This is a genomic window from Prosthecodimorpha staleyi, assembly GCF_018729455.1.
Classification (GTDB): domain Bacteria; phylum Pseudomonadota; class Alphaproteobacteria; order Rhizobiales; family Ancalomicrobiaceae; genus Prosthecodimorpha; species Prosthecodimorpha staleyi.
Map to the genome: position 1 here is coordinate 120,900 of NZ_JAHHZF010000014.1, position 25,097 is coordinate 145,996.

Here is a 25,097-nt window from a genome sequence, read left to right on the forward strand (position 1 = left end):
TGAAACGGCCCCGCGGTGGCGAACCGGGGGCCGTTCGATGACCGGAGACCTGATGGGCGTCAGGCGGCCTTGAGCTGCTCGACGAAGAGATTGACTTCCTTCTGCAGGTCCTTGGCCTGGCCCGACAGGGTGCCGGAGAGGCCCATCAGCTGGTTGGAGGCGGCGCCGGTCATCTCGGCGGCGCGGCCGACGCCGGTGATGTTCTCGGTCACCTGCTCGGTGCCGCGGGCGGCGAGCTGGGTGTTGGACGAGATCTCGCCGGTCGCGGCGCTCTGCTGCTCGATCGCCGAGGCGATGGCCGACGAGATGGCCTGGATGTCGGCGACGGTGCCGACGATCTTCTCGATCGCGCCGACCGTGCGGTTGGTGGCAAGCTGGATTTCGCCGATCTTGCCGCCGATCTCCTCGGTCGCCTTAGCGGTCTGGGCCGCCAGTTGCTTGACCTCGGAGGCGACCACCGCAAAGCCGCGGCCGGCCTCGCCGGCCCGCGCCGCCTCGATGGTGGCGTTGAGGGCGAGCAGGTTGGTCTGGCCGGCGATGTTGTTGATCAGATCGATGACCTCGCCGATCTTGTCGGCGGCCTGCGACAGGGCCTTCACGTCCATCTCGGTGCGGGCGGCCTCGTCGGCGGCGACCTTGGCGACGGAGTTGGACTTGGCGACCTGGCCGGCGATCTCGCGGATCGAGGTCGACATTTCCTCGGTCGAGGCCGCCACCGTCTGGACGTTGGTGGAGGCTTCCTCGGCGGCGCCGGACACGGCCTGGGCCTGCCGGCTGGTCTCCTCGGCGGTGGCCGAGAGATTGCGCGCGGCATCGGAGACTTCGCCGGACGACTTGGCGAAGGCGGTCGCGATCGCCTCCATCCGGGAGACGAACTGCTCGGCAAGCGTGCCGCGCTTCCTGATACGTTCCTGCTCGGCAGCGGCGGCAGCCTCCTGCGCCCGACGCTGGCGTTCGGCCTCGGCGAGGGCGGACCTGAACGACTCCAGGCCACGGGCGAACTGGCCGACCTCGTCCCGCCGCTCGGTATTCTCGACCGTCACCGAGTAGTCGCCCTTGCCGATCGTCGCCATGGTCTGCAGCAGGCGGGCGATCGGGGTGGAGACGGTGGCGCGCACGATCATGATGGCGAGGCCGACCACCAGAATGGTGGCCAGCACCATGCCGAGCAGCGTCATCATCGAGACCGAGCTGGCCATGGCGGAGTTGTCGTCGCTCATCTTGTCGACGGCGGCGATCAGAACGTCGTTGAACTTGACCAGCCGTCCCTGAGCGTCTCGCAACTGCGGCTCGCAGTCGGAGATCAACTTGGCCAGGGCCTTCTGATTTTCCGTCGGATCGGTCGATTGTGACATCCGGGCGACGTCGCCGCAGACACCGTTCATGACCGACCGGACTCCGCTCGTCAGCGCATCGAGATCGGCCGCCTTTGCGGGCATCGACGTCCGCGCCTTGCCGAGATTCTCCTCGAACTGCTCCAGAGCCTTGCGACGGTTCCCCGTCATCTGTTGGTTCGTGGCCTCGGTGGTGGCAGCGGCATTGCCGTAGAGCGAGGCGATCAGGTCCGAGATGTTCCGGTTGGCGCGCGCGACATAGACGGTCGCGTTGGATTCGGCGGCCAGAAGACGCGAATAGGCCTCGTCGATCGTCTTCATCGAGTGGGTCGCATACAGAATGCCACCCATTGACGTTAGAGCCAGCAGGAGCAGCAGGGCGGTGATCTTGGTGGCAAGCGTCAGATCTTTGAATGACATCGGTTCCCCCATCCCATTTTGGGTGTCTCTGTCAGCTTGGAGGATCATGGTTAAGAATCACTAAAAAGCTGCCGGAGCCAAATCGTTGCCGCACGCCATTCGTGCTTTCGTCTATATGAAAAGATGATGGCGCGAGTACAATTATGTGAAACTTAAATATTCCGGTTCTGGACTGTGAAAATGAAACAGCCCCGAGCGCTGAACCCGAGGCTGTTGAGCGGGGAATTATGGTGGCGCGTCAGGCAGCTTTCAGCTGGTCGACGAAGGCGCTGACTTCCTTCTGCAGATCCTTGGCTTGGCCCGACAGGTTGCCCGAGAGGCCCATCAGCTGGGTCGAGGCGGCGCCGGTCATTTCGGCGGCCCGGCCGACCCCGGTGATGTTGTTGGTGACATCCTCGGTGCCGCGAGCGGCTTGCTGGGTGTTGGACGAGATCTCGCCGGTTGCGGCGCCCTGCTCTTCGATGGCCGTGGCGATGATCGAGGAGATGCCCTGGATCTGCGAGATGGTGCTTACGATCCGGTTTATCGAGCCAACCGTGCGGTTGGTGGCCTGCTGAATCTCACTGATCTTCGAGCCGATTTCCTCGGTCGCCTTGGCGGTCTGCGACGCGAGCTGCTTGACTTCGGACGCGACCACTGCGAAGCCGCGGCCCGCCTCGCCGGCTCGGGCCGCCTCGATGGTGGCGTTGAGGGCGAGCAGGTTGGTCTGGCCGGCGATGTTGTTGATGAGGTCGACGACCTCGCCGATCTTGGCGGCCGACTCGGCAAGCGCCTTAACGTCATTCTCGGTGTGGCTGGCCTCGGCGGCTGCGACGTTGGCGACTTCGCTCGACCGGGTGACCTGACCGGCGATCTCGCGAATGGAGGCCGACAGTTCCTCCGTCGACGCCGCAACGGTCTGGACATTCGCGGAGGCCTCTTCGGCGGCGGCGGCAACCGACTGGGCCTGACGCGAGGTCTCTTCCGCCGTGGCGGAGAGGTTCTTGGCGGCGTCGGACACCTGGCCCGACGACTGGGTGAAGCTGGAGGCGAGCGACTGCATGCGATCGACGAAATTCTCCGCCAGCCTGGCGCGACGCTCGGTGAGGGCGCGGTCCGCGGCTTCGCGGTCGGCCTGATCGCGGCGCGCCTTCTCGGCGGCCACGAGGCTATCGCGGAAGCTGAGCAAGGTCGTGGCGATCATGCCGACTTCATCCTTGCGGTCCTGATAGGGAACTTCCGTCGCAAGATTGCCGTCGGCGATGGCATGCATGCGGCCGGTGATGGTCATGATCGGCTTGGCGATCGTGCTCGCCAGCATCACGATGCTCAGGATCGCAACCACGGCCATCAACAAACCGCTGACGATGATCGCCCAAGAGATCGCACTGAGCGAATCGGTGAGGGTCTTCGAGCGGACGACCAGGAGCGCTTCCTCGCCGGCCTTGATGTCCTTGATCAGAACCCGAATTCCATCCATCGACTTCTTGCCGGCGCCGCTGCGCTCGAGGTCACGCGCCTGCTCGCGCGTCGCCTCAGTGGCCATCCACTGGATGCCCTTTTCGGCAACGTCCCGGCGCCAGCTCTCAGCGGCCGCCAGGATTTCGTCCAGCCGTCGCTGCTGGGCCTGATTGTCCGAGGTCAGCGACTTGATCTTGTCGAAGGCGATCTTGAAATTGGTCAGGCCGGACTTGTACGGGTCGAGATTGCCGGGATTGTTGGTGATCAGGAAGCCGCGGAACCCGGTCTCCTGGTCGACGATCGCCGCGCCGACGGCGTCGGCCTGTTGCAGCACCATGTAGGTGTGCGCGTTCCAATCACTCGCCTGTTCGACCGATCGCTTGTTCATGAAGATGTAGAGATTGGCGGCGATCGCGACGACAATTAAAAATGCAAAGGTGAGCGCAATCTTGTAGGAGATGCGTAAGTTGCTCATGCTGACCTCGCTCGATAGCCGCTGTGAAATGCAAACTATCCGTTGGGTGTTGGGAGGGGTTCCTTACGGAGTTTGATCTTCGGCCTTGCTCAGCAGACAAGATATCAGAGTGGAAATATTTCAATAGCGTAAGGTGGCATTTCCATCTCCAGGTTTCCGGTCTCGCGCTGGCACGCGTCCGCCGTTGTCACCCTCTTCTGCAGCATTTTTGTTTTTTGCCGATACGTGTGCCAGAAGGCCATGACGATGCACTGAGGCGCTTCGTTAATTTAAGAACGATTTGATTAACGCTACGTAAAACCTGTCGAAGCGCGAATTGATCGGGATTATTGCGCTCAGTAAGTGAATCTCTTTGCGTTCGATATGCAAATAATAATATTCATCTATTGGATTTGCTTTGCGTCAATCGTCCGTAGTAGTTGCCGAGCTGTGGCTCCTCGTGCCATCGGCACGGCATCATCCCCGGCCTGCGCCGACATCGCGCACGATCAATTTCACCTCGAAAGTGCGGCCATTGCGTTCGACGACGAGGGTCATCTGGCCGCCGATGCCGACCGCGGCCATGATTTTCTTGAGTTCGGCCAAGCGGGTGACGGCCTTGCCCTCGGCGCCGACGATGATGTCGCCGAGCGATCCGGTCGCCTCGTCGATGCCGCGCAGGCCGGCCCGTTCGGCCGGAGATCCTGGCTGGGTGCGGACGACCACCAGGCCCTCGATGCCGAGCCGGGCGGCGACCGCCTCGTCGCCGACCACGATGCCGATGCCCGGCGTGGGGACCCGGCCGTTGGCGATCAGTTGCGGCACGACCCGGTTGACCGTGTCGACGGGAATCGCGAAGCCGATGCCGGCCGAGGCCCCGGACGGCGAGAAGATGGCGGTGTTGACGCCGATCAGCCGGCCCGAGGAATCGAGCAGGGGGCCGCCGGAATTGCCGGGATTGATGGCCGCGTCGGTCTGGATCACGTCGGCCAGTTCGCCGCCACCGTCGGTCGGCAACTGTCGCTGGACGGCGCTGACGATGCCGGTGGTCAGGGTCTGCTCGAGGCCGAAGGGATTGCCGATCGCATAGACGCTCTGGCCGACCGCCAGTTGGGCGGAACTGCCGATCGCAATCGGTGGCGCCGGCTTGTGGATCCGCCCGAGCGCCAGGACGGCCAGGTCGTTGTCGGGCGCAAGGCCGACCACCTCCGCGTCGACGATTTCGCCGGTCGCCATGCGGACCCGAATCCGGCCGGCATTGGCGACGACATGGTTGTTGGTCACGACATGGCCGGCGGCGTCCCAGACGAACCCTGTTCCCGAGGACTGGCCGCCCTGCTGCCGGTTGAAGCGCGCCGAGGCTTCCGCGAAAACGTGAACCACCGAAGGAGACGTCTGGCGAAAGAGTTCGATGACGGCGGTCTCTCCGGCGCCGAGGCCCGCCGGCGGCGTCACGGGCCGGGGGGCGCCGGACGCATAGAGCAGGCGGGCCACATACGGCTCGCCGACGAAGCCGAGAACCGCCAGGGTCAGAACCAGCAGCAGGATGCGCTCGATACGGTCGAACATGACGGTTTCGCTCCGGCGGCGTCAGGTCGGATCAACGGGCTCGGCGGCCTGCACCGGGCCTCGGCGGCGTGGTCCGGCGGCGGGAGATTACGGCTCACGTCGGCTCGAACGGGACCTCGATGGCAACCTGCCGCTCCAGCCAGGCCGGCACCGGCAGGGCTTTCGAGCGCAGGAAGTCGGGGTTGAACAGCTTGGACTGGTAGCGCGTGCCGTAGTCGCAGAGGATCGTCACGATCGTATGGCCCGGCCCCAATTCGCGGGCCAGCCGCACGGCGCCGGCGACGTTGATGCCGGACGATCCGCCGAGGCACAGGCCTTCATGTTCGAGCAGGTCGAACACGATCGGCAGCGCCTCCTCGTCCGGGATGCGATAGGCGAAGTCGGGCCGGAACCCGTCCAGATTGGCGGTGATGCGGCCTTGGCCGATGCCCTCGGTGATGGACGAGCCTTCTGCCTTCAGCACGCCGGAGGTGTAGAAATCGTAGAGTGCGGCACCGTGCGGGTCGGCAAGCGCGATCTTCACGTCGGGTGAGGCCTCGCGCAGCCCGGCCGCGGTGCCGGCGAGCGTCCCCCCGGTGCCGACGGCTGCGACGAAGCCGTCGATCCGGCCGCCGGTCTGCTGCCAGATTTCGCGCGCGGTCGTCCGGGCATGGCCGTCGCGGTTGGCGATATTGTCGAACTGGTTCGCCCAGATCGCGCCATTGGGCTCGCTGCGGGCGAGTTGCTCGGCGAGGCGGCCGGACACCTTCACGTAATTGTTCGGGTTCTTGTAGGGAACGGCCGGGACCTCGATCAACTGTGCCCCGCACAGCCGCAGCATGTCCTTCTTTTCCTGGCTCTGCGTCTCCGGAATGACGATCACGGTCCGGAAGCCGAGCGCATTGCCGACCAGCGAAAGACCGATGCCGGTATTGCCGGCGGTGCCCTCCACGATCACGCCGCCCGGCGCCAGGGCGCCCCGTGCCATCGCGTCCTCGATGATGAACAATGCGGCGCGATCCTTGACCGACTGACCGGGATTCATGAACTCGGCCTTGCCGAGGATGGTGCAGCCGGTCAGGGCGGAGACCCGTTCGAGGCGGATCAGCGGCGTGTTGCCGATCGCGCCGAGAAGGCCTGACGTCATGGGGTCGATCTTGCTCAAGGGTGGCCTCGATGGTGGCCGCGCAGCGGCGGGCGCCGGTCGGACCGGCTCTGCCGACTTTATTGTCGCGCCGAACTTCATTATCAAGGCACCCGGTTGCGCCGGAAGGCTCCGGATGGAAATGACCCACCGGGCCGGTCAGCAATGGTGCCGGTTCGTTTCCGTCCCGCCATCTAGTCTGCGGCTGCGGACTCGGTTTTGATTGTTGCCGAGTTTGGGGATCGTTGCGATCCGGTGCGGAATTCGACGGGTCGCTGTGATCCGATCGGCGCCGGATGCGTAGACTGGCTGAATGGCCAGGACTTCATCGGACGGATCGGATACCGCGGTATGACCAGCACGGATGCCCTCGATACTTTGCTGGCCGGCTACGTTGCCGGCGGTCTTCCGGAGCCTGCACGCGTGCTCGTGGCGTCGCATCTGGAGATCAGCGAGCGCAACCGTCCCTTCGTGCGTCAACTCGAGGCGATGGCCGGGGCCGAGCTCGAGACGATCGAGCCGATCCCGATCAGGCATCGCGACGAGCGTCTCGCCCGCATCTTCGCCCTGACCGCCGACGAGCCGCCGCGCGCGCCGCCGTCCCGGCACGATCCGCGCCTGCCCGATGCGCTCGCCCGCTTCCTCGGCCGGGACCTTCCCGATCTGCGCTGGCGGACCGTGCTCCCGGGCGTGCGCGAATGCCGGCTCGGCGAGACCGACGGCTGCGGGGCGACCATGTACTGGATTCGGGGTGGCAAGCCGATCCCGGCGCACACCCATGAGGGTCTGGAACTGACCCTGGTGCTCGATGGCGCCTTCTCGGACGGCGAAGGCCGCTACGGACGCGGTGAGATCGCGATCGCCGACGACGAGGTCGATCACCGGCCGATCGCAGAGCCGGGCACCGACTGCCTGTGTTTCGCCGTCACCGATGCGCCGCTGCGCCTGACCGGCCCGATCGGACGCTTCTTCGCACCCTTCCTGCGCTGAGCGCGCGTCCGCCGGCGGGCGGCAAGGCGTCGGCGCCGTCGTTGGGCGGCCGGCAGATCGGGTCGGAATCGTCATCCGCGCGGCCGGCGGGCGTCGTCCGGGAAGGAAACGCATGACCATGGCTGCGCATGACAAGCCTGAGGGCGTCGCCCTGGTCACCGGCGCCAGTTCGGGTATCGGCCGCGCGCTCGCGCTCGAATTGGCCAGGCGCGGCCGTGCCGTGGTCGCGACCGCCCGCCGCCTCGATCTCCTGCACTCCCTGTCGGCCGAAGCCGAGGCCCTGACGGGCGCGATCCGTGCGGCGGCGGCCGATGTCACCGACGCCGCCGCGATGCGCGCCCTGTTCCCGGCCGTCGAGGCGGCCCATGGCCCGATCGGGCTGGTCGTCGCCAATGCCGGCATCTACCTGCCGGTCAGCGCCGACCGGCCCGACCCGGACGCCTACGCGCGGACGATCGCCGTCAACCTGCAGGGTACCGTCAACACGGTCCTGCCGGCCATCGAGGCCATGCGGGCGCGCGGGGTGGGACGGATCGCCATCGTCTCATCGGTCGCCGGCTATTCCGGCCTGCCGACTTCGGCCGCCTACGGGGCCACCAAGGCGGCGCTGATCAATCTGGCCGAGAGCCTGAAATTCGATCTCGATCCGATCGGCATCCGCGTCCAACTGGTGTCCCCGGGCTTCGTCGAGACCGAGGCGACCGACCGCAATGCCTTCCCGATGCCGTTCATTGTCCCCGCCGCCACCGCCGCGCGCCGGATCGCCGACGGGCTGGAACGCGACGCCTTCGAGATCACCTTTCCGCGCCGCTTCACCTGGTGGCTGAAATTCGGCCGGATGCTGCCCTACAGCGTCTATTTCCCGCTCGTGCGCCGGTTGACCGGGGCATCGGCCGGGCCATCCCGCACGCCTTGACCCACCGACGCGCAACGGCCCGCCGATGGCGGGCCGCAGGTCGTCCGGCGCAAGCAGCGGAGGGCGGTCTCAGCCGGTCGTGCCGGACTGCCTCTCGCGCATATGCGCCTCGATCTCCTCGCGCAGGCGGGCCTGTTCGTTCGCGCCGATCGGGAAGTTCCAGATCAGCAACACCGACAGCATCTTCAGCACCACCGGAACCCAGGCATACAGGATGGCGAGCGTCCAGAGAGCGACGGGGGTCTGCTCGATCGGCGCGGCCTTGCGGGCGACCTTGTGGTTCTGCGCGGGGGTGGCGTTCGGATCGGCCGGCACGCGGGGCAGGGTGGCGGGCGCCTCGGGCGCTCCGACGGTCTGGATCTGATGCAGCTGGGTCTGGGTATCGATGCGGTCGTGCCGATCGACCTTGAACCCGGCGAAATAGCCGAGCACCACGAGGCTGAGGCCCAGCGCGACGGCTAGCGCCAGCTTGGTCGCCAGCGCCCAGATGGCGAAATAGAAGCCGGTATGCTGCTCGCCGGAACGCGCGGTATCGACGTCGATCACGTCGGCCTGCATGGACGGTGGCAGCATCAGATCCGCGCCGACCGCCGACCCGGCGATCGAGACGATGATGCCGAAGGCCCAGATGCTCGCATCGCCGATCTGGTGATGGCCGATGAAGGGCGAGAAGACGATCACCGCGCAGGCGACCATCATGGCGATGCACCAGGCGCGGTGCTTGGAGGTGCGCCGCGCGACCCAGAGCCAGAGCGGGGTCGAGAGAACGCCGAACAGGAAGTAGAGCAACAGAAACAATCGCTGCGTCTGCTCGTCGCCGCGGACATAGTCGCGCACGAAATAGATCAAGAGGGCCGCGGCCATGCCGTTCGCCATGTAGGACAGGGCGAAGGCCGCGAGCAGGCGCCGGAACGGCTTGTTGGCGGCCATGCCCTTGAGCCCGCCGATGAAGTTCAGCGGGTGGTTGGTCGCCTCGCGCGGCTCCGGCACCGTGGTTACGGTCAGGAAGACGAAGAGCGGCGTGGCGACGCCGACCAGGATCGACAGGGCGACCAGAACCGGCCGGTCGCCGTGATAGCCGAGTTTCGACAGCACGAAGGGCAGCCCGGTCGCAATCAGCGTCCCGACGACGATCATCACCTCGCGGGCCGCGAACATGCGGTTGCGGCCGTAGTAGGACGGCGAGAGTTCGGCCGCCCAGGACTGGTGCGACAGCGACAGCGCCGTGTAGCCGACCGAGAGCATCGCGCTCCACAGGAAGAACCACCCCGCCCAGAACCAGGTGTTCGACACGTCGATCGCCGGGAACGGGTTGAAGACCATCAGCGCGCCGAGGGTCATCGGTATCGCGGCGACCGCGAACCATGTCCGGCGGCGGCCCCAGCGCGGCCGGATGTGGTCCGCGCCGTAGCCGATGAACGGATCGAGGATCGCATCGATCGCCCGGACGGCGAAATTGAGGATGCCGACCGTTGCCAGGCTGAGACCGAGGGTCTCGGCGTAGAAGTTCGGGACTATGATGACGAAGGGGAGTTGGAAGGCGGCGACGGGCAGCGCCGGCATCGCAAAGGCGATCAGGCGCGCGAGGCTCAACTCCCGGCTTTGAGCCGGAGCCTGCCCCGGAACGGACGTGGATCGTGTCATCAGGCGGGGTGACCTCAGGCGCTTCTCGTATAGACGAGTTGGCGCACGTCTATGTTGCCGGAGCGGAAGCCCGCTTCACAATAGTGGAAATAGTATTCCCACAAGCGTTTGAACCTCTCATCGAAGCCGAGCGGCACGATCCGGGGCCATGCGTCCCAGAAGCGCCGACGCCATTCGGCGAGGGTTCGTGCGTAGTCCTGCCCGAAAGCCTTCTCGGATGTCAACACGAGACCGACCTTGCGGCCGAGCTCGGTCATGATCTCCGGCGTCGGCAGCATGCCGCCGGGAAAAATATATTTCTGTATGAAGTCGGGATTGCGACGGTAGCTCTCGAAGAGGCGGTCCTGAATGGTGATCACCTGCAGGCCGGCGACGCCGCCGGGCTTCAGGGTCTGCCGCAGCCGGTCGAAGTAGGTCGGCCAGAAGCGCTCGCCGACCGCCTCGAACATTTCGATCGAGGCGATCCGGTCGAAGCGCCCGTCAACGTCGCGGTAGTCCTGCAGCCGAATCTCGACCTTGTCGCCGAGTCCGGCCTGCTGGATCCGCTGCGAGGCGAAATCGAACTGCTCGCGGCTGATGGTCAATCCGGTGACCTTGCAGCCGATCTCGCGCGCGGCGAACTCGGCGAAGCCGCCCCAGCCGCAACCGATCTCCAGCACGCTCTGACCGGGCTCGATCCGGGCGAGGCGGGCCAGCGAACGGTACTTCTCGGTCTGTGCCGCGGTCAGATCGGTCGTGTGGTCGTCGAACACCGCCGACGAATAGGTCATCGAGGGGTCGAGCCACAATTCGTAGAAACGATTGCCGAGATCGTAGTGGGCGGCAATGTTGCGCCGCGACCCGGCCCGGGTGTTGTTGTTCAGCCAGTGCTGAAACTTCAGATAGAGCCGAACGAGCGGGCTGGCGGTCAGCTTCTCGTCCAGGATCTGGTGGTTCACGCAAAACAGCTCGAGAAATGCGGTCACGTCGGGGCTCGACCAGTCGCCCAGCACGTAGCTCTCGTGGATGCCGAGATCGCCGGAGCGCAGGGCCCGGGCGATGACGTTCCAATTGTTGAATTCGACCGTCGCATCCGGGCCGGGCTGCCGGCCGCGAAAGCGGAGGGCCAGGCCCTCGGGCGTCAGCACCGAAAGACAGCCGAACTCGATATGAAGGGCGGCGCGCAGACCGTTGCGCGCCAGGCGCGGCAGGCCGACGGTCTCGCGATCGAAATTGGCAGCGTCGATATCGCGCATCGTGCGGATGGTCTCGGTCATGTTCGGCTCCCAGCCCCCGTCCGGCGGTGGCGCGGTCACGATCCGGCTGGACCGGAAATCGGCGCCGCGCCCGTCTCTTCGTTGCCCTGGGTCTTGCGGAGGGCGACGCCGTCGCGATGGCTGACGGGGTGGGGCGGTTCTGGCCGGCCGAAGAACGGCATTCCCTTCAGCCAGAGCCGCAGCGCCTCGTAGTGGATCGCTCCGACGACCTTCAGCGACACCCAAGGGACCCGCAAGAATGATCGCGCGATGCCTGCCGACGTCAAGGGCTGCAATCGCGCGACGTGGCTCGCGGCGAGCATTGGACCGTCGCGGTCGACCTCCAGGATGCGGATGCGCAGGCCGCGGCCCGGCGGCAGGATGCGGAAGCGGTAGCGCATCGCCAGATCCATGAACGGCGAGACATGGAAAAGCTTGGCCCGCTCCTGCCGGATGCCGTCCGGTCCAGCCTCGCCGGGCGCCACCGGCGCCACATAGCTGTGCCGGTCGCCGAAGGTGTTGCGGACCTGGTAGACGAGCGCGGTCAGGGTGCCGCCGGCATCGTAGCAGAACCAGACCGAGATCGGATCGAAGCCGAAGCCGAGCACGCGCGGCCCGCAATGCAGCAGGATGCGTGCCGGCGGGTCGGCGAGGCCCGCGCGGGCAAGTTCGCGCTCGATCCAGGCGCGCAGGTCGGAGCCGTCGGCCGGGCCGTGGTCGGCCCGCCGGAAGGCGTAGAGGTTGAACCCGTCGACCGAGAACAGGGGCGAGGCGCGGCCGGCTTCGTCGAGCCGGTCGATGTCGATCAGCAGCGATACGATCCGATAGTTGAAGCGATGCGGCTTTGGTCGGAACCGCGCATGCATCACGGCGCCGTCGCAGAGCGACAGGGCGGCGTCCGGCGGCGGACCGTTCCCGGCGATCGTTGTGGCGGTACCGAGGCTCATGCGGCCCGGTCCAGCGGCGCAGCCGCAGCGACCCGCCAGGGCACGGTCCCGCCCAGGGCCTCGGCCGCGGCGAGGCCGGAGACCAGGCCGTCCTCGTGGAAACCATAGCCGGCCCAGGCGCCGCAGAACCAGGTGCCCTGCCGCCCCTGGATCTCGCCGAGCTTCTTCTGCGCGGCGATCGCCGCTTGGTCATATTGCGGATGGTCGTAGGAGAACCGGCGGAAGACCAGGTCCGGATCGGGCTGGCGCGACGGATTGAGGGTGACGAAGAGCGGCGCGCTGTCGGGGATGCCCTGCAGGGCGTTCATCCAATAGGTCACGCAGACATCCGCCTGCGTTTCCGGCTGTGACGGATAGGTCAGCACGTTCCAGGACGCCCAGGCGCTGCGCCGTTTCGGCATCAGGCTCGGGTCGCGATGCAGCACCGCCTCGTTCGGCCGGTACCGGATCGCGCCGAGGATTTCGCGTTCGGCCGGCGTGGCATCGGCCAGCATGGCCAGCGCCTCGTCGGTGTGGGCGGCGATGATGACCCGGTCGAAGCGCTCCGTCGCGCCGGTGCTGTCGGTGACCCAATGGGCGCCGTCGCGCCTCTCGACCCGGCGCACGCCGGTGCCGGTGCGGATGCGGCTCCGGAACGGCGCGGTCACCGCCTCGACATAGTGCCGGCTGCCACCCGACACCGTGCGCCAGACCGGCCGGTCCATATGGACGAGGCGGTGATTGGCGAAGAAGGAGACGAAGGATTGCGCCGGGAACTGCAGCATCCGGTCGAGCGGTGTCGACCAGATCGCGGCGCCCATCGGCACGATGTAGTCGGTCACGAAGCGGCCGCGGAAACCGCGTTCGGCGAGCCACGATCCGAGCGGCCGGTCGGTCAGCCGGCCCGCGTGGCGGTCGGCGAGGGCGAGCTTGTTGAAGCGCATGATCTCGCGCAGCATCCAGAGATGCGCGGGCGAAAAGATGTGCCGCTTCATGGCGAAGAGGCCGGACAGCAGCGGCTCTCCGCCCTTCCATTCGCGCCGCCCGCCATCGACCGAGACCGCGAAGCTCATGTCGCTCGCCTGCGTGTTCACGCCGAGATGCGCAAAGAGCGCGGTCATGTTCGGATAGTTGAGCTCATTATAGACGATGAAGCCGGTATCGACCGCGATCGGACGGCCCAGATAGTCGATGTCGACCGTATGGGCATGGCCGCCGAGCCGCGCCTCCTTCTCGTAGACGACGAGCTCGTGATCCGCCGACAGCACCCAGGCGGCGGCGTTGCCAGAAATTCCGGTTCCGATCACGGCAATACGCATGAAATTTCCTTATGGACGGCAGGCAGGACGAACGGCGGGCGGATCAGGCGGCGGCCTGGCTGGCCTTGAGCTGGTCGAAGGCGGCGAGCGCCCGGTCGCGGCCGACCGCAACATCGACCACCGGCCGCGGATAGGTCGAGCCGAGGCGGATGCCGGCAGCGGCGAGCAGGGCGGCGGGCGCCGTCCATGGGGCGTGCAGATAGGCGGAGGGCAGGCCGGCGAGTTCCGGCACGAAGCGGCGCACATAGGCGCCGTCGGGATCGAACTTCTCGCCCTGCAGGACGGGATTGAACACGCGGAAATAGGGCGCCGCATCAGCGCCCGAGCCGGCGACCCATTGCCAGCTGGCCGGATTGCTGGCCGGATCGGCATCGACCAGCGTGTCGTGGAACCAGGCCTCGCCGGTGCGCCAGTCCTGCAGCAGATGCTTGACCAGGAAGGAGCCGCAGATCATGCGCACCCGGTTGTGCATCCATCCGGTCTGCCAGAGCTGGCGCATGCCGGCATCGACCATAGGGATGCCCGTCCGTCCGCGTTGCCACGCCGAGAGGAGCGCCGGGTCCGGCTGCCACGGGAAAGCGTCGAAGCGCGGCTGGATGTTCCGCCGCTCCATGTCCGGGAACTGGCCGAGCAGGTGATAGGAGAATTCGCGCCAGCCGAGTTCGGCCAGGAACTTGTCCAGGTCGCGCCGGCTCGCCGCCGACCGGCCGCTCTCGACCGCATGGCAGGCTGCCTGACGGATCTGGAAGGGCGATATCTCTCCGAAGGCGAGATGCGGCGACAGGCGCGATGTCGACGGAAGGTCCGGCCGGTCACGGCGCTCGGCATATCCGGCGAATTCGTCTTCGAGGAAGGTTTTCAGCCGTACTGCCGCGCCGGCTTCGCCCGGCGTCCAGGCCGCGGCGATCCCGCCCGACCAGTCGGGTCGCGCCGGCAGCAGGCCCCAGTCCTCGAGACGGTCGGAGGCGGGCATTGCCTGGAGCCCGCGTCCCGGTGCGGGCGCGGGCAGCGGCAAGCGGGGCTCGGCACCGGCGCAGGCGCTGCGCCAGAACGGCGTGAAGACCCGGAAGGGTTCGTCGGCCTTGCTGCGGATCGACCAGGGCTCGTGGAGAAGATGCGCCTGAAAGCTCTCCGGCGCATGCCCCTTGGCGGCCAGGTCTGCTTTGATGGCCCGGTCGACCTCGATCTCGGCCGCCCGGTATCGGCGGTTCCAGGCGACCAGCCCGGCGCCGAGCGCGGCTGCCAGCGCCGGGACGATGGCGCCGGCCGCCCCGCGTCTGAGAACGAGTGCGATGCCGAGACGCGCGAGATCGGCGCCGAGCGCCGTCAGGCTTCGATGGAGCCACCAGCGCCGAGCACCGCCGGACGGGCGGATGCCGGGCGAGATCTCGTCGAGTACATAGAGCGCGATCACCGGACGGCCGCTCGCCGCAGCCCGGGTCAGCGCCGGGTTGTCGGCGATGCGCAGATCGTCCCGGAACCAGACGAGGGCAGGGGCTTCGGAGGTCGGCATGGGAGGTGGACGGGTCCTATTGGAGAGGGCACGTCCGGATTACGCAGGCCGCAGCCGCCCGGATTGGTCCGAGCGGATTGTTTTTTATCGACAATGGCGCAAGACGGCGGCCAGGCCGGGATTGTCAGTGCACCGCGTCGGTCACCGGCGCCGCCTCCGCCAGCCGGGATTCGGCTTCGGCATCCTTGAGGAGCTCGCGCGCGATGATCAGCTTCTGCACCTCGGTGGCGCCTTCATAGATGCGCAGCGCGCGGATCTCGCGATACAGGCTCTCGACGATCTCTCCGGTGCGCACGCCGCGACCGCCGAACATCTGCACGGCCTGATCGATCACCCATTGGGCGGATTCGGTCGCGGTCATCTTGGCCATGGCGGCGGCACGGGTGGTCGGCTTGCCCTGGACGTCGCGCATCCAGGCCGCCCGGTAGGTCAGCAGAGCGGCGGCGTCGTTCTGCGCGGCCATGTCGCCGAGCTTGGCCTGGGTCAGCTGGAAATCGGCGAGCGACTGGCCGAACATCTTCCGGGCGCGGGTATGGGCGACGGCCTCGTCGAGCGCGCGGCGGGCAAAGCCGAGCGCGGCGGCGGCGACCGAAGCGCGGAAGATGTCGAGCGTGCGCATGGCGAGCTTGAAACCCTCGCCGGGCTTGCCGATCAGGCGGCTGGCCGGGATGCGGCAATTCTCGAACCGCAGCCGGGCGAGGGGGTGCGGTGCGATCGTCTGCAGCCGCTCGGCGACGACGAAGCCCGGATCGCTCGGCAGGACCAGGAAGCAGGACAGGCCGCGCGTACCGGGCGCCTCGCCGGTGCGCACGAAGACGGTGTAGATGTCGGCGATGCCGCCGTTCGAAATCCAGGTCTTCTCGCCGTCGAGCACGTAGCTGTCGCCGTCGAGCCGTGCGGTGGACGCGATGGCGGCCACGTCGGACCCAGCCTCCGGTTCGGTCAGCGCGAAGGCGGCGATCGATTCGCCGCGCGCGATGCGCGGCAGGATGGCGGCCTTGATCTCGTCGGAGGCGGCGAGGCTGATCGCGCCGGTGCCGAGACCCTGCATGGCGAAGGCGAAATCGGCCAGCCCGTCCCAATAGGCGAGCGTTTCGCGCGTCAGGCAGACGAGGCGCGAATCGATCGTGTCGGTCAATCCGCCATAGGCCGCCGGAACGCAGGCGCGCAGCATGCCGACCTCGCCGAGCCGCTTGACGATGTTCAGGCAGGCGAGGTCGGTGTCGGAATGGTCGATGCCCTTCAGGCCGCCGGCCGTGATCCACTTGTCGAGTGCCGCGACGATGTCGCGATGGCCTTGGGCGAAAAAGGGCCAGTCGAGGTGGTCGCGGGTCGGTTGCACGTCCGTCTTCTCCGGTTCGGCTTGGCAAAATGGGCGCCGACCGTTCTATCCGCACCCCGCCCGCGATGCCAGCACTCCGACGGTCCGGTCGCAGGCTGCCTCCGGCCCTCCGTCGGCGAAGCGGGATGATCGGTGCGGCCGACTTCGTGCCGCTTGCGCCGAACCACGACGCGAGGCTATTGCTTTGCGCGCAATCCGGCCGCCGGCCGGGGTAGGGCGGTTAGCTCAGCGGTAGAGCGACGGTTTTACACGCCGTTGGTCGGGGGTTCGATCCCCTCACCGCCCACCATTTCCCCCTTATTGCATGGGGTTATTTTCGGTTTTGCGAATCCGGTTAGCACGCGGTTAGCACAGCGTTCCTCAGGACGATTTTCCGGCCTTGGTCACGGCGAGGCCGCGGGTGCGGAGTTTGTCCATGCCGCTTCTAGCGAAGCCGACCGGAGTCGGCGTCTCCGGCCTTGCAGGCCTCCGCCGGTCAGCTGCGGGACGCCCGGCAATCACTGGTCCACATCGAGGGCATGCCAGCTTGCCCGTTGCTGCATGTGTCAATCGCTCATTCGACAAATCCGATCGACCAGAATTGCCGTATAGAACAAAGTACGTTGAAAATCGGAAGGTAGTGGAAATTTTTTAGAAACATTTGGATTGATCTGACTAGTTTAGTTTCAGAATCACCAAAGTCAGTATTGATCCTTATATTGTTCATTTTGCACTATCAATACGATAAGCATGTTGGCTGCGGGTAGTATAGGTATCATGTGTAGCTTGTTACAACCAGATATACAGAGATTGGTTAAGGAGGCAAACCGCTTCATCTTGACGTTCAATCGGCTGCGCGACGCTCATGGATTGGAGTTTGACGACTTCCTGGCTGTGCTGGCTGTCGTCGAAATCAACTTCAGATATGGAGTCCTTTATCCCGCATCCGCGCAGTCCGTCGCTTCGTTCATCCAGATGCCCTATGAGACGACGCGTCGCCGGCTTGTCGTGCTGGCCGGAAGGGGACACCTCCTGCGGAGCGAGAACGGCGGCTACATCGTCGCCGATATCGAGTTCCCGAAAACGTTGCTTCGCACGTTCCGGCAGGATCCCAATACGCAGGGGTGAGTCTTTGATTTCGAGGTTCGACCATGGGTGATCGCTGGCCGTCACGGAAACATCTTCAGCGGATCTGAAGCGCTCCGCTTCGTCATTTCGAGGCGACGAACAGAGCGAAGATCGGAAGCCACACGGCGATCGCGAGAAGAAAGACCAGCAGCGTCAGGAGCCGATCAGTCGGTGTGCGCGGCGACTTGTCGATGATGGCTTCGACCTCGTCGAGATCCGGAGGGGCGTCGTCGATCAGGTGTCGGCGCACGAACCTTCTCCATGCCCGCCTTGGGGCAGGCAGTATCCGTTTGCGGTTTCGGGTGTTCCCGGGCGACGTAAGCATGGCATGACTGACCTGGCTCGCATGGTTCTATCGGAGCCATGAATATAGTGGGCATGGGCAAGTCTCTCGATTGACTTGCAGTTGTTATGGGATTTTAATTATTAACCGACCGTAAAAACAATCGATGAGAATTGATTAATACATTGATAAAATAATGTATAGGCCAATAATAAAGGTTACATATTCGCGTTTTTCCAAGTGAAATCAGGTGATCTCTATCCGATGGAAGGCATGATTGCGTTACCCAAAACGGGTAATAAAAAGGGGGATCGATGGATGAGCGGGGGCAGCGGAACGGAACGATTCGGAGTTCTGCAACCGACGTCGCGACGCCGGCATCCGCGAGTCGATCGCGTCTGAGGAGAGGCGCGTCGCGCTGGGGCGACCACGACATGACAGGACCGCAGACAGCGATCTCGGCAACGTGAGTATCGCAGCCAGTCTACAACGGGCCCGCCTATCGGCCGACAAAGTCCAGATGTCAGCCTGGCGGGCGCCGTCGCACATCGAGCGGACGGTTTACCTCCGCGGCCTATTGCTAAAAAAAGGGTCCGATAGGGTCGCGATGAACGAACCATTTGATATCGCTTCGCTCAATTTAAAATGAAATTCTTCGAGATGAGCGAGGACCTCCGCTTCAGTGATGCCTGCTCGGCCGTAGGACGGTAAGCTCAATAATGCGACTTCGTCCAGAATCGACTCTATGATCTCATGAATCTCGTCCACGTCGGCTCCGCCGAATGGTTCCATGAAGAGGAGGCGGAAGTAAAAGCGGCTCGGGAATGGGCGCTTGCTCTTCTTATTGAAGATCTGTGCAATCTCGCGAATCCATTCCAGGGTTTCTGCCGTCCAGCGGCGCCGGTATGTTTCGGGTGCAGTAACGACGGCCAGTCTGATGAGGTTTCGGTTGATCGGCTTTTGCTGTGTGGCGATAATGGCTTCGGCTCTTTGCCTGGACATGGCAAGTTCTATTTGCTCGGTCAGCACGTCGGCTTCCTTTGAATAACTTTCAATTGCGATGCGGGATCTGTCGTCCAGGGAAGCGACGGCAGAATTCTGCATCGCGACCCACCAGATCTCGTCGGTTAGGATTTTGCAGATAACATGAAGCTGACATCCGCTCAGATCGCAGACCTCCCAATTTGAGGAGCCCGAAACGATGTGGACTTTCGAAAATTGGAGAGCCGTACAGAGCCAGAAATGGGTGATTGGTAGCCTCTGCGGCATCCTTCAGGGCTTGGTTGATAACAAGCGCCAGGCTCAGGAGAAACGAGGCGGAACGCAGCGCTTCAAATCAAGTTGCGAACCTAGCCACAAGTCGTTGCAAATTAACAGCTGTGTGGGCTCCTCACCGCCCACCATTGCGGCTGACCGACCGCCGATCGGGTCGCCGGGTCGGCAGCGCGGCCGGGCTGCCAGGGCCCGAACACCGGAGGCAGGTCAGCGCACCTGAATTGTCACGACATCGGTGCTGTAGACGTCGCTGACCGGATCATCGAGATACTGCGCATGGATGGTTTCGACCGTGACCGTATCGGTGCCGCGGAAGCCGGGGCGCGAGCGGTACATGAGGACGCTGGCTTTCAACTGCATCCCGGCGCAGCGCCGTCCCTCCGGCACCTTCCACGGCATGAGAGCCATGCGGGCCGTCCCATTGGCCGGGGGCACCCGGATGGAAGCCCTTTGCCCGCCGCCGCCGGTGCAGTCGTCCCGGATGAGGTAGAATGCGGCTACGACCGTTTCGACACCGGACTTGGCGTCGGTGGCGAATGCCGGCGTCGCGGCCGGGACGGTCGCTGCGGACAGAACACCCCCGAGAAGGGCGATCGGGAAGAGGCGCGGCAGAGGCATGGTTGGTCCTGAGGCTGAGGAGCGGGAACAAACTACCCAGCCAGCATGTCGGCGCCACGACACAACCGTCAATCTATCAAAACTGCGGGTCCGATACGCCGGGAGCGGCGGGCCGATGCCGGAACGTCACGGCCATCAACCCTGTCCGCTTTTCGCCCCTGTGGAGCGTTGACTCCGTTGGGCTATCCGGTAAACCCAGGCGGAGGGGGTACTCGGATCCTTTCCAAGGAGGGGGAATTATGAAGTCTCTGGTTATCGCTGCCGGCCTCGCTATCGGTGCCGTGTTCGCGGCTGCGCCCGCTTCCGCTCTGCCGATCGCCAAGATCGCCGGTGCTGAGAGCGCTCCGCGCGCCGAGACCGTGGCCTGGTACTGCAACGCCAACGGCAAGCATTGCGTCAAGGCGCCGCGCGCCGGCTACGTCATCCGCCCGGCTTGGGAGCCGGCCTGCGCCGTCGGCTGGACCTTCAACGGGTATACCTGCGTCGCGCCGGTCGTCGTGAAGCCGCGTCCGATCGTGGTCGCCCCGGCTCCGGTCGTCGTCGTCAAGCCGAAGCCGGTCGTGGTCGTCAAGAAGCCGGCCGTCGTGATCAAGGTCAAGCCCTGATCCAGGGCCCCGGGATCGGCCGATCCCGTAACGGATGCAGCGGGGCGCCTTCGGGCGCCCCGTTTTGTTTGGTGCGACGGACGCCCGGATGGGGCGCCGGCCGGCGTTCAAGGTCAGGCGGTCACGCCGCCGGCTGCAGATGCTTGAACATGTGGCTCCGGGCTTCGGCATCCATCGTCTGTTTGAACGCGAAGCGATCCTTCAGCGCCTTGGCCCGGCCGGCGGCCGGGCGCGCATCGACCTCGTCGTGCAGGCGCTTGAGATTGGGCAGGCCGGCCCAGGCATCCTCGCCGAGGATGAAGGGGACCATCCGGGCCCAGCCCCAGACATCCATGTCGACGATGCTGTAGGCATCCCCGACCATGTAGCGCCGATCGGCGAGGCGCCCGTCGAGGACGGTGAAGTGCCGGCGCGCCTCGAACTGATAGCGGTCGTGGGCATAGGGAACCGGTTCGGGCGCGAAATGCTTGAAGTGGACGGCTTGGCCCGAGAAGGGGCCGACGCCGGTCGCCACGAACATCAGCCAGGACAGCAGTTCGGCGCGCAGCGCCGGCCCCTCTGCCGGCAGGAATTGTCCGGTCTTCTCGGCCAGATAGAGCAGGATGGCATTGCTGTCGAAGACGGTGGCATCACCGTCGACGATCGCCGGAACCTTGCCGTTCGGATTGATCGCCAGAAAGGCCGGGTCGAACTGCTCGCCCTTGCGGGTATCGACCGGGTGGGCCTCGTAGGCGAGACCGGCTTCCTCCAGAAACAGCGCGACCTTGGTCGGATTGGGCGAGCCGTTGAAGTAGAACTTGATCATGTCGTTTCCTCTGAAGGTCCGGCCGGCTTGTGGGCCGGGTTGTGAAGCGATGCAGGGGACGGCGGGTCCCCGGCGGCCGCGCGCGACGGCGTCGCAGGCAGGCCCAGCACGCCGACCGCGGTCAGCAATCCGACGCTGACGGTCAGGATGCCGGCGATCTGAACCGCGTCCGGAATCTCGCCGACGAGCGGAATCCCGATCAGGACCGAGACCGCGGGAACAATCGCCGGGAACAGGACGGCACGGCTGACGCCGAGCAGCGCGACCGCCTTGCTGTAGGCCATGATGGTGATCACGCCCTGGATCAACCCCTGGGTCAGGCCCTGCACGACGATCGGGCCGAGCGGCAGGGCGGCCAGATGGTCGATGCCGCGAACGGCAAGGTAGATCGGGCTCGCCAGCACGCAGGACATCACGCTGACCACGGCCGTCGCGCGGGCCGCCTCGACCCGCCATGCCCGCAACAGGAGCGTGAACGCCGCCCAAAGGAGGCTCGATGCGACGAACATCAGATCGCCGATCCAGGATGCCGGCATGCCGTTGTCGGCGGCGATGCCGTGCCAGCCGATCAGCAGGATGCCGGCCAGCACCAGCGCGGCGCCCGACAGATGGGCGCGGGTCAGGCGCTCGCCAAGGAACAGGCCGGCGGCGATCGTACTGACGATCGTCACCGTCGAGGGGGCGATCACGGCACCATGCGCCAGCGGCGCATAGGCATAGCCGCCGGTCTGCAGGATCGCGAAGAGCGGTCCCCCGGTCAGAGCCAGGACGAGACCCCGGCGCCAGCCGATGCCCGCCAGATCCGGCAAGCCCCAGCGCACCAGGAACGGCAGCATGACCAGACCGGCAACGAGAAAGCGGGCGAAGATCAGATCGTCCGGCGCCAGCCCGCCGAGAATGCCGGCGCGCGCCGAGGCAAAGGCCAGCGACGCGCCGACGGCCATGACGAGGCCGCAGGCATGCCCCAGACCGAATCTCGGCATGCGGGGCGATCCGGTCGGGCCCGGCGTCATCGCCGGACCCGGCCGAGGCGACGCGCGGTTCGGGAGGCGCCGGCCGGCATCAGCGCGGCGCTACGGACGCGGCGGTCTGGCCGAACAGGACCTTCTTGGCCGCGTCGGTCGTGGCCGGCTGGGTGTTGATGCTCTTTGCCAGTTCGTAGGCGCGGATCGTCGCCGGGCGCGCAGCGATCTCGCCGAACCAGCGGCGGAGATGGGGGAAGTCATCGAGATTCTGGCCCTGCCGTTCGTGCGGCACGATCCAGGGATAGCAGGCCATATCGGCGATTGAGTAGTCCCCGGCGACGAAGGCGCGGTCGGCGAGGCGCCGGTTGAGGACACCGTAGAGGCGGTTGGTTTCCTTGACGTAGCGATCGATCGCGTAGGGGATCGGCTCGGGCGCGTAGATCTTGAAATGGTGGTTCTGCCCGGCCATCGGCCCGAGACCGGCCATCTGCCAGAACAGCCATTGGCGAACTTCGAGCCGGCCGCGCAGGTCGGCCGGGATGAACTGCCCGGTCTTCTCGGCGAGATAAAGCAGGATCGCACCGGATTCGAACATCGCCACCGGGGCGCCGCCATCCTCCGGGGCGTCGTCCACGATGGCCGGAATGCGGTTGTTCGGCGCGATCTCAAGGAAGGCCGGCTCGAACTGCTGGCCGGCGCCGATATTCACCGGCACGATGCGGTAGGGCAGGCCGGTCTCTTCGAGGAACATCGTGATCTTGTGGCCGTTCGGCGTCGTCCAGTAGTAGAGATCGATCATGGGTTCACCCGTTTGAGGACATCAGGCCGGCGTGCGGATGTCGGGCCGCGCCTGGATCAGGCCGAGGATCGGACGCACCATGCCGTCGAGACGGCTTCGGTCCGAGACGGTTCGTGCCATCACACGCACCGCGATGACCAGACCGAGCAACAGCCGGGCCATGTCGGTCGGCTCGACGGTCGCCGGCAGATCGCCGCGCGCGGCGGCCCGGACCAGAGCGCGGCGGAAGAAGGCTTCGATTTCGGCGAGATAGGCGGCGATCAAGGTCGCGATTTCTGGATCGTGCGGCGCGACTTCGAGCGCGGAGTTGACGATCAGGCAGCCGCGCCGATCCGGATCGGCCAGCGAGCCGGAAATCAATTCGTCGAAGAAGGCGGCGATCGCGGAGCCCGGGTCCGGCAGCCGCTCCATCCGGCCGATCCGCTCGCGCATCGAGCGGGCCGCATAGTGTTCCAGTGCCCGCATGAAGAGCGAGCGCTTGTCGCCGAAGGCGTTGTAGAGGCTCGGTCCGTTGATCCCCATGCGGCCGGCGAGGTCGCGCACCGACGTCGCCTCCAGACCGCGCGCCCAGAAGCAGTCGGTCGCCGCCTCCAGGACATCGGTCTCGTTGAAGCTTCGAGGGCGGGACAAGGGGCGCTCCGGCGCAGACCGCGGCGAAGCACCGCGCCCGCCGTTGGACGCGATCATGTCGCTTCTTTTTGTATCGAGCGATACAAAAATCCGTGATCGACCGTACCCCGGACAGCGCACCGGCGTGCACCGGCTGAACCGGGAGCGTCGGACGGTTTGCCGGTCAGATGCGCATCGCGACACCGTCATGGCCGGGATCGGCGCCGCCATCGAGATGGTCGCCGTCGATCCGGATGCCGTGAACGGCCGCAAAGCCGAACGGGAAGGGGTTCCGGATGACGTCGTAGCCGAGCCCGTTCAGGTCGCGTTCGACCGCGTAGGGGATGCGGTTCGAGACGTCGATCGCGTTGCTGGTCGCGGAGAAGCGCGGTGCCGAGACGGCCTCGGTCATGGTCATATCGAAATCGACCACGTTGAGGATCGCCTGCAGCACGCCCATGGCGATCTGGGTCGCGCCCGGCGCGCCGACGACCAGCGCCGGATCGTCGCCGCGGAACAGGATCGACGGGCAGATCGAGCTGAACCGCGCCTTGCCGGGCGCGATCGAGCCGGCATGGCCCGGCCGCGGGTCGAACACGCCCATGCAGCCGTTGTAGAGGAAGCCGAGACCCTCGGTGATCACGCCGGACGGCATGCCGAGCGAATGGGTCATCGTTACGCAGGTGCCGTCGCGGTCGACCACCGAAATATGGGTGGTGTCCTTGGTCGGCATGCCGGCATTGAACCGCGGCACGGCGGTCTTCTCGCCGGCGCGGATGCGGGCGGCGGCCGCCTCGGCATGGGCGGCACCGGTCAGGCGCGCGACGGGGATGTCAACGAAGGCCGGATCGCCGACATGGCGGTCCTTGTCGACGGTGGCGTGCTTCATCGCCTCGGCGACCACGCGAAGATATTCGGTGGAATTGTGCCCCATCGCCGTGAGATCGAAATGCTCCAGCACGTTGAGCATCTCGACCAGCATAATGCCGCCACCGGGCGGCGCGTTGGTGGCGAGCCGCAGGCCGCGATAGGAGCCCCACAGCGGCGCGGTGTCGACCGGGCGATAGCCGTCGAGATCGGCGCGCGACAGGAGCCCGCCATGGGCGCGCATGTCCTCGTCGATGCGCTCGGCGATCTCGCCGCGGTAGAAGACGTCGGCGCCGTCGCGCGCGATCAGCCGCAGGACGGTTGCGTAGTCGCGATTGACGACGCGCTCGCCGACCCCTTTCGGGGTCCCGTCGGCACGGCAGTAGAGCGCGCGGGCCGCAGGCGTCTCGGAGATGCGACGGGGATTGGGCACGCGCCCCATCTGGCCGGGATCCGACCAGAAGCTGTGGACGTGGCGCCGGACGTTCCAGCCGCCTTCGGCCCAGTGGATGGCGGGCTGCACGACCTCCGACCAGGGCATGCGTCCGAATTCGCGCTGCGCCGCATAGAGCGCCGCGAGCGTGCCGGGCACGCAGATCGACTGGTAGCCGATGTCGTTGACGTTGCCCTTGAGGATGAAGCCGTAGCCGTCGCGCGCCTCGCCCTCGATCAGGTCGGCCCACATGTCGGGCCTGGCCGCGCCGGGCGCCGGCGAATGGAAGTCGACATAGCCGTGAAAGCCGCGCTCCGGCATGAAGATGCCCAGGCTGCCGAAGCCGGCGATGCCGCACATCAGCGGATCGACCACCGTCTGCACCAGCGCGCAGGCGATCGCGCCGTCGACCGCATTGCCGCCGGCGCGCATCACGTCGGCGCCGGCCTCGACGGCCTCGGGCTGCGGGGCGCAGATCATCCCGTGGGAGTAGGACACGATTTCCT

General features: G+C 66.0%; 22 protein-coding genes and 1 tRNA gene. 4 read left to right on the plus strand and 19 right to left on the minus strand.

What is annotated here, in order from left to right:
• Positions 1-59 precede the first annotated feature (59 nt).
• The 4 genes from KL771_RS24445 to KL771_RS24460 all read right to left on the minus strand — a co-directional run bounded on the left by KL771_RS24445 (position 60) and on the right by KL771_RS24460 (position 6,343).
• Positions 60-1,754: a methyl-accepting chemotaxis protein gene (locus KL771_RS24445; protein ID WP_261971120.1), complete on the minus strand. Its 1,695-nt coding sequence runs from the start codon at positions 1,752-1,754 to the stop codon at positions 60-62.
• Positions 1,755-1,992: 238 nt separating this feature from the next.
• Positions 1,993-3,669 carry a methyl-accepting chemotaxis protein gene (locus tag KL771_RS24450; RefSeq protein WP_261971121.1) on the minus strand — a complete coding sequence of 559 codons (1,677 nt, stop codon included), beginning with the start codon at positions 3,667-3,669 and terminating at the stop codon, positions 1,993-1,995.
• Positions 3,670-4,125: 456 nt separating this feature from the next.
• Positions 4,126-5,217 carry a S1C family serine protease gene (locus KL771_RS24455; RefSeq protein ID WP_261971122.1) on the minus strand — a complete coding sequence of 364 codons (1,092 nt, stop codon included), beginning with the start codon at positions 5,215-5,217 and terminating at the stop codon, positions 4,126-4,128.
• A gap of 94 nt (positions 5,218-5,311) precedes the next feature.
• The gene (locus KL771_RS24460; protein ID WP_261971123.1) at positions 5,312-6,343 is read right to left on the minus strand and encodes a cysteine synthase A; all 1,032 of its coding nucleotides are present in this window, start codon (positions 6,341-6,343) and stop codon (positions 5,312-5,314) included.
• Between the two features lie 348 nt (positions 6,344-6,691).
• Here KL771_RS24460 and KL771_RS24465 point away from each other — a divergent pair, with 348 nt between their 5' ends.
• Both KL771_RS24465 and KL771_RS24470 read left to right on the plus strand, forming a co-directional pair.
• Positions 6,692-7,330 carry a ChrR family anti-sigma-E factor gene (locus tag KL771_RS24465; RefSeq protein ID WP_261971124.1) on the plus strand — a complete coding sequence of 213 codons (639 nt, stop codon included), beginning with the start codon at positions 6,692-6,694 and terminating at the stop codon, positions 7,328-7,330.
• 112 nt (positions 7,331-7,442) lie between these two features.
• Entirely contained in the window at positions 7,443-8,246 is an 804-nt protein-coding gene (locus KL771_RS24470) for an SDR family NAD(P)-dependent oxidoreductase (RefSeq protein WP_390867637.1), read from the plus strand.
• 69 nt (positions 8,247-8,315) lie between these two features.
• Here KL771_RS24470 and KL771_RS24475 read toward each other — a convergent pair whose 3' ends face one another.
• The 6 genes from KL771_RS24475 to KL771_RS24500 form a co-directional block, all read right to left on the minus strand.
• Entirely contained in the window at positions 8,316-9,839 is a 1,524-nt protein-coding gene (locus KL771_RS24475; protein WP_261971126.1) for an MFS transporter, read from the minus strand.
• Between the two features lie 65 nt (positions 9,840-9,904).
• On the minus strand, positions 9,905-11,146 hold the full coding sequence (locus tag KL771_RS24480; RefSeq protein ID WP_390867640.1) for a class I SAM-dependent methyltransferase: 1,242 nt from the start codon (positions 11,144-11,146) through the stop codon (positions 9,905-9,907).
• A 35-nt stretch (positions 11,147-11,181) separates the two neighbouring features.
• Positions 11,182-12,072, minus strand: coding sequence for a DUF1365 domain-containing protein (locus KL771_RS24485; protein WP_261971127.1), 891 nt, complete (start codon positions 12,070-12,072; stop codon positions 11,182-11,184).
• On the minus strand, positions 12,069-13,370 hold the full coding sequence (locus tag KL771_RS24490) for an NAD(P)/FAD-dependent oxidoreductase (RefSeq protein ID WP_261971128.1): 1,302 nt from the start codon (positions 13,368-13,370) through the stop codon (positions 12,069-12,071). Before KL771_RS24490 ends, KL771_RS24485 begins: the two co-directional genes overlap by 4 nt.
• Before the next feature lie 43 nt (positions 13,371-13,413).
• A complete protein-coding gene (locus KL771_RS24495) occupies positions 13,414-14,883 on the minus strand; it encodes a cryptochrome/photolyase family protein (protein WP_261971129.1) in 1,470 nt (489 codons plus the stop codon).
• Between the two features lie 124 nt (positions 14,884-15,007).
• Entirely contained in the window at positions 15,008-16,225 is a 1,218-nt protein-coding gene (locus KL771_RS24500) for an acyl-CoA dehydrogenase family protein (protein WP_261971130.1), read from the minus strand.
• Between the two features lie 214 nt (positions 16,226-16,439).
• Here KL771_RS24500 and KL771_RS24505 point away from each other — a divergent pair.
• Positions 16,440-16,514 (plus strand) — tRNA-Val (locus tag KL771_RS24505).
• 479 nt (positions 16,515-16,993) lie between these two features.
• Here KL771_RS24505 and KL771_RS24510 read toward each other — a convergent pair.
• The 4 genes from KL771_RS24510 to KL771_RS24525 all read right to left on the minus strand — a co-directional run bounded on the left by KL771_RS24510 (position 16,994) and on the right by KL771_RS24525 (position 19,508).
• Positions 16,994-17,377, minus strand: a complete 384-nt coding sequence (locus KL771_RS24510) for a hypothetical protein (protein ID WP_261971131.1) — start codon at positions 17,375-17,377, stop codon at positions 16,994-16,996.
• 37 nt (positions 17,378-17,414) lie between these two features.
• The gene (locus tag KL771_RS24515) at positions 17,415-17,582 is read right to left on the minus strand and encodes a hypothetical protein (protein WP_261971132.1); all 168 of its coding nucleotides are present in this window, start codon (positions 17,580-17,582) and stop codon (positions 17,415-17,417) included.
• 594 nt (positions 17,583-18,176) lie between these two features.
• Positions 18,177-18,719, minus strand: a complete 543-nt coding sequence (locus KL771_RS24520; protein WP_261971133.1) for a hypothetical protein — start codon at positions 18,717-18,719, stop codon at positions 18,177-18,179.
• A gap of 378 nt (positions 18,720-19,097) precedes the next feature.
• Positions 19,098-19,508 (minus strand): hypothetical protein, encoded by a 411-nt coding sequence (locus KL771_RS24525; RefSeq protein WP_261971134.1) that lies wholly within the window; start codon positions 19,506-19,508, stop codon positions 19,098-19,100.
• A gap of 239 nt (positions 19,509-19,747) precedes the next feature.
• Here KL771_RS24525 and KL771_RS24530 point away from each other — a divergent pair, with 239 nt between their 5' ends.
• Entirely contained in the window at positions 19,748-20,113 is a 366-nt protein-coding gene (locus tag KL771_RS24530; RefSeq protein WP_261971135.1) for a hypothetical protein, read from the plus strand.
• Positions 20,114-20,234: 121 nt separating this feature from the next.
• Here KL771_RS24530 and KL771_RS24535 read toward each other — a convergent pair whose 3' ends face one another.
• The 5 genes from KL771_RS24535 to KL771_RS24555 form a co-directional block, all read right to left on the minus strand.
• A complete protein-coding gene (locus KL771_RS24535) occupies positions 20,235-20,918 on the minus strand; it encodes a glutathione S-transferase family protein (protein ID WP_261971136.1) in 684 nt (227 codons plus the stop codon).
• On the minus strand, positions 20,915-21,901 hold the full coding sequence (locus KL771_RS24540) for a DMT family transporter (protein WP_261971137.1): 987 nt from the start codon (positions 21,899-21,901) through the stop codon (positions 20,915-20,917). The genes KL771_RS24535 and KL771_RS24540 overlap by 4 nt, the downstream gene beginning before the upstream one ends.
• A 79-nt stretch (positions 21,902-21,980) precedes the next feature.
• A complete protein-coding gene (locus tag KL771_RS24545) occupies positions 21,981-22,682 on the minus strand; it encodes a glutathione S-transferase N-terminal domain-containing protein (protein ID WP_261971138.1) in 702 nt (233 codons plus the stop codon).
• Positions 22,683-22,703: 21 nt separating this feature from the next.
• Positions 22,704-23,312 carry a TetR/AcrR family transcriptional regulator gene (locus KL771_RS24550; RefSeq protein WP_261971139.1) on the minus strand — a complete coding sequence of 203 codons (609 nt, stop codon included), beginning with the start codon at positions 23,310-23,312 and terminating at the stop codon, positions 22,704-22,706.
• Between the two features lie 163 nt (positions 23,313-23,475).
• Entirely contained in the window at positions 23,476-25,089 is a 1,614-nt protein-coding gene (locus KL771_RS24555; protein ID WP_261971140.1) for a gamma-glutamyltransferase family protein, read from the minus strand.
• Between the last annotated feature and the right edge of the window lie 8 nt (positions 25,090-25,097).

Coding starts and splice junctions, on each gene's coding strand:
- KL771_RS24495 (WP_261971129.1), bottom strand. CDS start 14,883: ATGCCGACCTCCGAAGCCCCTGCCCTCGTCTGGTTCCGGGACGATCTG.
- KL771_RS24445 (WP_261971120.1), bottom strand. CDS start 1,754: ATGTCATTCAAAGATCTGACGCTTGCCACCAAGATCACCGCCCTGCTG.
- KL771_RS24480 (WP_390867640.1), bottom strand. CDS start 11,146: ATGACCGAGACCATCCGCACGATGCGCGATATCGACGCTGCCAATTTC.
- KL771_RS24545 (WP_261971138.1), bottom strand. CDS start 22,682: ATGATCGATCTCTACTACTGGACGACGCCGAACGGCCACAAGATCACG.
- KL771_RS24465 (WP_261971124.1), top strand. CDS start 6,692: ATGACCAGCACGGATGCCCTCGATACTTTGCTGGCCGGCTACGTTGCC.
- KL771_RS24455 (WP_261971122.1), bottom strand. CDS start 5,217: ATGTTCGACCGTATCGAGCGCATCCTGCTGCTGGTTCTGACCCTGGCG.
- KL771_RS24470 (WP_390867637.1), top strand. CDS start 7,443: ATGACCATGGCTGCGCATGACAAGCCTGAGGGCGTCGCCCTGGTCACC.
- KL771_RS24530 (WP_261971135.1), top strand. CDS start 19,748: ATGAAGTCTCTGGTTATCGCTGCCGGCCTCGCTATCGGTGCCGTGTTC.
- KL771_RS24485 (WP_261971127.1), bottom strand. CDS start 12,072: ATGAGCCTCGGTACCGCCACAACGATCGCCGGGAACGGTCCGCCGCCG.
- KL771_RS24520 (WP_261971133.1), bottom strand. CDS start 18,719: ATGCAGAATTCTGCCGTCGCTTCCCTGGACGACAGATCCCGCATCGCA.
- KL771_RS24450 (WP_261971121.1), bottom strand. CDS start 3,669: ATGAGCAACTTACGCATCTCCTACAAGATTGCGCTCACCTTTGCATTT.
- KL771_RS24460 (WP_261971123.1), bottom strand. CDS start 6,343: ATGACGTCAGGCCTTCTCGGCGCGATCGGCAACACGCCGCTGATCCGC.
- KL771_RS24540 (WP_261971137.1), bottom strand. CDS start 21,901: ATGCCGAGATTCGGTCTGGGGCATGCCTGCGGCCTCGTCATGGCCGTC.
- KL771_RS24535 (WP_261971136.1), bottom strand. CDS start 20,918: ATGATCAAGTTCTACTTCAACGGCTCGCCCAATCCGACCAAGGTCGCG.
- KL771_RS24525 (WP_261971134.1), bottom strand. CDS start 19,508: ATGCCTCTGCCGCGCCTCTTCCCGATCGCCCTTCTCGGGGGTGTTCTG.
- KL771_RS24490 (WP_261971128.1), bottom strand. CDS start 13,370: ATGCGTATTGCCGTGATCGGAACCGGAATTTCTGGCAACGCCGCCGCC.